This is a genomic window from Candidatus Neomarinimicrobiota bacterium (genome assembly GCA_022560655.1).
Lineage (GTDB): Bacteria > Fidelibacterota > Marinisomatia > SCGC-AAA003-L08 > TS1B11 > JADFSS01.
On sequence record JADFSS010000092.1, the window covers coordinates 1 to 6,642 of the forward strand.

The window sequence follows — 6,642 nt, forward strand, 5'->3', positions numbered from 1 at the left end:
CCAGTGTGGCTGATCATCCTCTCAGACCAGCTACTGATCGTCGCCTTGGTAGGCCGTTACCCTACCAACAAGCTAATCAGACGCAGACCCATCTCGCAGTGCGACCCCGACAAGTCGGGGCTGCTTTCATCCCGCCTCCATCGAAGCGGGAGCGCATCCGGTATTAGCCCCGGTTTCCCGGGATTATTCCAGTCTGCGAGGCAGGTTGTCTACGCGTTACTCACCCGTTCGCCAGTTTACTACCCCACCGAAGCGGGGGTTCTCCTCGACTTGCATGTGTTAAGCACGCCGCCAGCGTTCGTCCTGAGCCAGGATCAAACTCTCCGTTGTATGTTCTTTTCATATTCCGAAGTCATCTGTTTAACCGTGACCCGCGCACAAACTTCTCACAATGTCAAAAAGCGGCCTCAGGACACCCCATAGGGGCGCCTTCAGCTAGGGGAGTTTAACATAATTTGCCACGTGCCACCAAGGTTTAATGTAGCAACTTGTGCCGGGCGTCTACGCTCATGCGAACGTGATCGCGGCCATCCACAAGCATCAGCGCGCACTTACCCAAAAGCCATCTTGAGCCTCGAAGCCGACAATGGAGGTCTTCAGGACCCGCGGCTCAGGCTGACGCTCAGGACAACCTGAATAGGAGTTGACGTGACCGAGCGAAGCGAGCCACTAGCCTATTTCGGCTTCGGTTCATCCGATTGTTCGTTTGATTCGTCAGGAATATTATCCTTCCATCTCGTCCTGACGTAATCCATAAATCCACCGACGGGGGCGCTACCGCAAATTGGGGCAAGTTCATGCCCGATCTTTGTTAGGAGGACCCTTCCAAGTTCCAATTCGTTTTCACCGTCTTCCTTTGGGAGTTCAAGATGTATTGGCTGTCCGTAGTAATATACATCGATGCGTTTCGGCAGCTTGAGACGTGCAAAGCCCTGTAGATTGTTGAATTGAATCAGCCCAATACTTTCGAGATGACTCAACGAACTAAAATTAATACCGGTGGAATTGTAGATGTGATCTTGCTCATCAAAGATCAGTGGAACCAGATTTCCGATTTGCAGGGCGAATCCACAAATTTTCGCGAAGAGTTCAGCGTCACTCTTATCAAGGTCACCTACAAAGTTGACCGTTCGCTTCGAATAAGTGCCTGGGGAGTTCACTTCGCCCGCAAGCACACGAGCCCACAATTCTTGCATTTCATTGTCCGAAACGATCCTAGACTTGTCGAAAAAATTGGTAACCCAATCATCCTCGATCAACTCGGCGTCGGATTCGTCGGCGAGCAGTGGTATTGCCTTTCCGGTGATATTCTCTATGTTCTGCTGTCGCTTCGCTTCTTCCTCGATGAAGCGGTGCATCGCTCTTCGATGAAGATCGGTGATCTCGATTTCAGTTTGAGCTTTGATTATCGCAGCTTCCGCTTCGGCCTTCGCGACGCGTATGATTTGGTACGGCGCAAAAACACCGCCCACCGCTTTGGACACCTTTTTGATCAAAGTGTCTGCGGGCTTCGAAATGTCACCAAGATTCACGAGGGGGTTCATGGTTTGGTCTGGCATAAGGTTTTGGCCTACCTTCTGTTTATATGGCTTCCAGATAAACCCGCTTCCGGGCCTTGCTTCCGGATAATACTCCAACCACAAGACGTTGCCCTTCCTTCGGTAAGTTAGAGCCGTCTTCGCGCTGGTTCGGGGTCATATATGCTTCCGCCTAACACGCAACGAATTCTTCCTCACAAGTTGACCACCGGGTTGCCGCGTACCATACCTTGCCCCCCCAGCCCTAATAAATCGCCGGGTGGGCAAACGACCAGAACGTGCTCAGCGGATAGGCCTGGTGCAGCTCCTCCAGGCGAAGCGCCAGAATGACCCGGTTCTTGCCCTCCATCGCCCGGGCCGCGGCCGGAAAACTGGCCCCGTAGAGCCCCGCCGCTGCCGCCCCCAGCACGTAGCGCGTCGGCTGGCTGATGGCCGCGGTGGCCAGCCCCAGGCTCACGATGCTCACGGCATAGCCCACCGCCTCGCCCCGCATGTCCAGGTAGTGCATGCCCCCGCCCGGCAGCAGGTTCCAAAAGGTGCGCCACCGCGGCCGATAGTAGGGCAGCCGGGGCAGGGCCCGGATATCGGCCAGCAGGCTGTCCAGCCGGGCCTGGGCCCGGCGGGGATAGTAGCGGCGGGCCCCTTCCAGGTAGGCCGCGCTCTCTGTCCAGTGCTCCACCGTAAGGGCCGCATAGCCTTTCAGCACCATCAGATAGGGGTCGTTCAGCGGCGGCAGCGCCAGGACGGTGTCGTAGTGCCCCGCCTCGTAGTCCATGCGGGCCAGCTGCCGCAGGCTCACCACCTTCACCCGCGGGTCGGCTCGGGGTGCCTCCTGCACCCAGTTGAACTGCTCCCGGGCCAGCTCGAACTCCTCCAGCCGCTCATAGGCCCGGCCGATGCGATAGTGCACCAGCGGCAGCAGCTCGTCCTCGGGGAAGTGGTAGAGAAAGTTGAAGTACTCCATCACCGCCGCCTGGTACTCCCCCCGGCGGTACTTCTTCTCCCCCAGGGCCAGAAACTCGTTGCGTAGCCGCTCGGCGAAATACGACCAGTTCTCGTGGACGTAGGCGTTGGAGCGGGCGTCGGTGGTATCCAGCTCCGCGGGGGCCGGCTGGCCGGCAACCGTCCCCGCCGCCAGCAGCAGAAGCAGGTGGTGGCGCATGGGGGAATTTAGGGCCTGCGGGACGTGCTGGCAGGTGCCACTCCAAATGGGCCAGAGTGCCTTTGCGGTTCGGCGAAAATCATACGTATATTGGGATCAATGGGGGCCCTGACCCGCTGTCCCAACGAGCCCGGCCGTCCCGGCTCGTCGGTGCTCCACGCGGCCACAGGGGTCGTTTCGGGCGGCGGGAGCTACGCACCCGGCGGTGAACAAACGTATGGTCAAATTGGGGGGAGCATAGGCTGAGCCGTTTACCAAATGTATGGATGCTCTGTTGCCTGGGAGCCCCGTATGTCCGGGGACACAGCCTTGAGACCGCCGGGCGGGTAGCGCCGGGTCGCATGGTACTATTCGTGCGGTTGCGGGCCGGGCTGCGGCCCGATGACGGCGTCCATAACGATGGCGCAGCCGGCGACAGCCTGATTGGCTATGCCTGGACTGTGCCTGACGGGGAGTATCACTACGACGTAGGTGTTGAGGTAGCAGTGCCATGCGTCGCTTAGTTTCTGAGCCCAGTTTCTCACATCACTCCAACGAAGGACAGTTGCTTAAGCTGTCCGTTCTCATTCTGCAACTCACAATTGTCTTTGCACTGGCCTCCTGTGCGCCAGCAAAAACAGATTCTAAATCGGTTGCTTCAGTCGATAATTATAGAAAACTTGCTGTCGATAAGTACAAGGACAATATTACTTGTCGGGTTAATTTGACGCACAGTTATGTTTTATGTTATAAACAGTCCCGGCCTACGAGCCTAAATCCATTCCCACCCGTGCAATTCTTCGTTTATGATCTAAAGCAGGAAAGGGTTCTGTTTGAAGAATCACTACCCAATGGCAGTATCAAATGGCTCAATGATGATCAAATTCAGGTTTCCACGATACCTGGAATTGTTACCGGCGATGAGGAAGCAGACAAGAAGCTGCTGGGATATATATATGATGTAAAACTTCAAAGAAAATTATACCCACAGGATCATAAGGCTAAATATCTCAGATGAATTTCAGTGCATTGACGCTTGAAATTTTGTGCAGAAGGTTCTCAATTCTTCCTAATTTATTCCTACGTTATTAAGTCTGGCGAGGAGGCGAACGTATGACCAGAAAGATTGCTATGGGTGCCGCAGCAGCGTTCATTTTGGGGCTTGCGGCATTTATCCTTGTTATTGAAACTGGTTCTAGTGTCCCGGTCAGCTCCGGTCCCGGACTTTCTGACCCTCGGGCTGGCGTTGAGCTAGCGACTTCTAAAGTCTCACGAAAGCTTGCCGGTCAAATGTCTCAGCGGAAGCAGCGCATCAAAGGAGTAGCTAAACTGGATCGTCCGGATTTATTCGCTCAATATCACGTTGACATTCGCACGCGCCACGGCGAAGCGGCACCATCCTATCCACATAATTACAAGGTCGATGAACTTCTAAAAGCGAAAAAATTGCATTCAACTAAGGCCTTAGGCAAAGCGATCAGCAGCAATCAACTGGACTGGGTTGAGCGCGGGCCTGGCAATGTCAGCGGACGAACCAGAGGCTTGATTGTCGATCCTGACGATCCCCAATTCAATACCTGGTACGCCGGCTCAGTGGGCGGTGGCGTGTGGAAAACTGTAGATGCCGGGCAAACCTGGTTAGAACTGACCCGTGATCTGCCCAATTTAGCTGTCGGCTGGCTGGCCATGGCGCCTTCAAACCATGATGTGATCTATGTTGGTACAGGTGAGGGCTTTGGCAGCTTCGCTTTTATATTTGGTAGTGGAATTTGGAAGACCACTGATCGCGGCCTTACTTGGGAGCAGTTGGCCAGTACCGCAAACCTTGAATTTCAAAATGTCACCCGGATAATCATAGACCCGGCTGATGCTAACACCCTACTCGTTACGACGAGTGTTGGTTTTCGCAGGGCACCCACCACCTCAGGCATCCATCGCTCCATCGATGGTGGACTCACTTGGACAAAAGTTTTTGACTCCGGCCCAAATCCGGTGGAACAAATCATTGCAAATCCGGACAATTTCGATACCCAATACGCTACCGTTAACACGATTGGTGTTATTAAGTCTACGAATGGCGGTGTGACCTGGGTAGATGCTTCTGCAGGTATTGGAGACGTTGGGCGCCTGGAAATAGCCATTGCACCCTCAGACCCCTCAATACTTTATCTATCAGTTCAAGGAGGAACGTCCGGCTCGGTATTGTATATATCAGTAGATGCGGGCGCAAACTGGGTTCAGGGCAGTGATGCGACCGGGGATATTGATTGGCTGGGAGGCCAGGGATGGTATGACAATACCATTGCCGTAAGTCCTTATGATGCAACCGAGGTGTTTGTCGGCGGCATCGACATGTGGAAAATTAACGTGGGAACAGGCATTGACACGACGGGTTTCCAGGTAACGGGCATCGATTATGAGAATACACAGTCATTCCTTTCATTTCAACCGTTTCGGACTCAAGATGTTGCAAATGGGATAGCCTTCGGCTCTGCTGATCAAAGCGACTATACCTCGATAGAAGTCCGTTTCGGTCCTGGAAAAGCTCAAAAAGCACATCGTTTCTTGATCCCCGAGGGAGAAACCTCTGGTGTACCGGCTGCAAATTATACCTACCAGGATTATGTTGACATCCCGTTTGAACTGTGGGACAGCGACAACGAGGTTCAACTCATGGTCTCGTTTCGCGATCAAACCAGAAATGGCGTATGGGAGTTAGCCTTATTTGATGATCTCACGACCCGTGAGTACGTTTTTCTGTCAGCCGAGCCTTATGACCCCAGCACCCCACATCCCTCCATGGCCATGGATGGAGGTCATGAACATCGGCAGCTCTATTTTATTTGGCCGGTATTGCCGGCCGGAGGCAGCTTTGATCCGGCAAATTTGCCGGAGGCCACGCTAAGAATTAATTGGGGCCGATTTATTACCACGAGCATTACCACATCACAAGTAACGGATTTTACTAGTTTTACAGGCCCAACAGCACCGATCAATGTGCATGTTGATCACCACAATATTCTCATGATCCCCATCAACGCAGCTACCAACGACTTTGAAATCTTGAATGCCAATGATGGTGGCGTGTATCACTCTGAAGTAAGGGGGGATTCCTGGCGAAATACGTTGACTGGCTACAATACGACACAGTTTTATGGCGTTGACAAGAAGAACGGCGCCAATGAATTTATCGGCGGAATGCAGGATAACAGCACCTGGCGCTCGCCTGCTGGCGGTAGTAAGTGTAGCCGTGGTGCGGGCTTGTAGACCATAGCAGGCCCCCGCATCGAGCACACCGCACTAAGCCCCTTAGGAGGTATGAGTGACGCTGTGGTCCCGTGTGGCGCGGCACGCGCATTGCCTGGACGGCCTCGTAGAGAGTTATGTCAATGAGGGCTTCGTGGATGCCGGAGACGATGGCGTCCCGATAGCGAAGCCGCCCCGTGTAGAATGGGTTGGCCAAGATGTCTCTGACGGCGAAGTTGTCAAACCGGCGGCCCTTGCGCGTTCGTAGTCGCCGACCGTTGAGCCAGGATGCCAGTTCCGCCTGGGTCTTCCCTTGCACCCGCATCCTGAAGATGTCAGCTACCGCCTCCGCCTCTTCCGGCACGGGCTCGGGGACGGCACCTTCCCCCTTTTGATAGCCAAATGGTATGGGGCCGGCAGGACGGCCCTGGTGAACCCGCTCTGCTATCCCTTTGCTCGTGTGCTTGGCTAGGCTGTCCGAGAAGTACTGGGCGAAGGCACCCAGCATAGCGACGAACAGCCTCCCCTCTGGCGTGGAGTAGTCTATAGTCTCCGTAACTGATGCGAAGGCAACGTGGCCGTCGGACAGCACACCGAAGGTCTGCAGGATCACTTTGAGGTTCCTGGCCCAGCGATCGAGGGAGTAGACGACGACAACGTCGTAGCGGTGCTCTCTGCAGGCGTCCAGCAGGGCCTTCAGGGCGGGCCGCCTGTCGA

Annotated in this window: 6 protein-coding genes and 1 rRNA gene; 3 read left to right on the forward strand and 4 right to left on the reverse strand. The window is 54.7% G+C overall.

Annotation, left to right across the window (positions count from 1 at the left end):
• The 3 genes from IH971_10280 to IH971_10290 all read right to left on the reverse strand — a co-directional run.
• Nucleotides 1–330: ribosomal RNA gene (locus tag IH971_10280) — 16S ribosomal RNA — on the reverse strand; the annotation flags it as partial.
• A 344-nt stretch (nucleotides 331–674) separates the two neighbouring features.
• Complete coding sequence (locus IH971_10285; protein MCH7498224.1) at nucleotides 675–1,559, reverse strand: DUF2806 domain-containing protein; 885 nt, start codon at nucleotides 1,557–1,559, stop codon at nucleotides 675–677.
• A gap of 223 nt (nucleotides 1,560–1,782) precedes the next feature.
• The gene (locus IH971_10290) at nucleotides 1,783–2,700 is read right to left on the reverse strand and encodes a hypothetical protein (GenBank protein ID MCH7498225.1); all 918 of its coding nucleotides are present in this window, start codon (nucleotides 2,698–2,700) and stop codon (nucleotides 1,783–1,785) included.
• A 341-nt stretch (nucleotides 2,701–3,041) separates the two neighbouring features.
• Here IH971_10290 and IH971_10295 point away from each other — a divergent pair, with 341 nt between their 5' ends.
• The 3 genes from IH971_10295 (at nucleotide 3,042) to IH971_10305 (ending at nucleotide 5,946) form a co-directional block, all read left to right on the forward strand.
• On the forward strand, nucleotides 3,042–3,203 hold the full coding sequence (locus IH971_10295; protein ID MCH7498226.1) for a hypothetical protein: 162 nt from the start codon (nucleotides 3,042–3,044) through the stop codon (nucleotides 3,201–3,203).
• Nucleotides 3,191–3,697: a hypothetical protein gene (locus tag IH971_10300; GenBank protein MCH7498227.1), complete on the forward strand. Its 507-nt coding sequence runs from the start codon at nucleotides 3,191–3,193 to the stop codon at nucleotides 3,695–3,697. Before IH971_10295 ends, IH971_10300 begins: the two co-directional genes overlap by 13 nt.
• A gap of 95 nt (nucleotides 3,698–3,792) precedes the next feature.
• The gene (locus IH971_10305; protein MCH7498228.1) at nucleotides 3,793–5,946 is read left to right on the forward strand and encodes a hypothetical protein; all 2,154 of its coding nucleotides are present in this window, start codon (nucleotides 3,793–3,795) and stop codon (nucleotides 5,944–5,946) included.
• On the opposite strand, the gene IH971_10310 is transcribed toward IH971_10305, so the two are convergent.
• Nucleotides 5,867–6,642, reverse strand: a 776-nt coding sequence (locus tag IH971_10310) for a recombinase family protein (GenBank protein ID MCH7498229.1), incomplete at its 5' end; no start/stop codon positions are given. The two genes, IH971_10305 and IH971_10310, sit on opposite strands and share 80 nt — an antisense overlap.

What these genes read in the sequence shown, in the direction of transcription:
- IH971_10290 (MCH7498225.1), bottom strand. Translation starts at nt 2,700, where the DNA reads ATGCGCCACCACCTGCTTCTGCTGCTGGCGGCGGGGACGGTTGCCGGC.
- IH971_10305 (MCH7498228.1), top strand. Translation starts at nt 3,793, where the DNA reads ATGACCAGAAAGATTGCTATGGGTGCCGCAGCAGCGTTCATTTTGGGG.
- IH971_10285 (MCH7498224.1), bottom strand. Translation starts at nt 1,559, where the DNA reads ATGCCAGACCAAACCATGAACCCCCTCGTGAATCTTGGTGACATTTCG.
- IH971_10295 (MCH7498226.1), top strand. Translation starts at nt 3,042, where the DNA reads ATGGTACTATTCGTGCGGTTGCGGGCCGGGCTGCGGCCCGATGACGGC.
- IH971_10300 (MCH7498227.1), top strand. Translation starts at nt 3,191, where the DNA reads ATGCGTCGCTTAGTTTCTGAGCCCAGTTTCTCACATCACTCCAACGAA.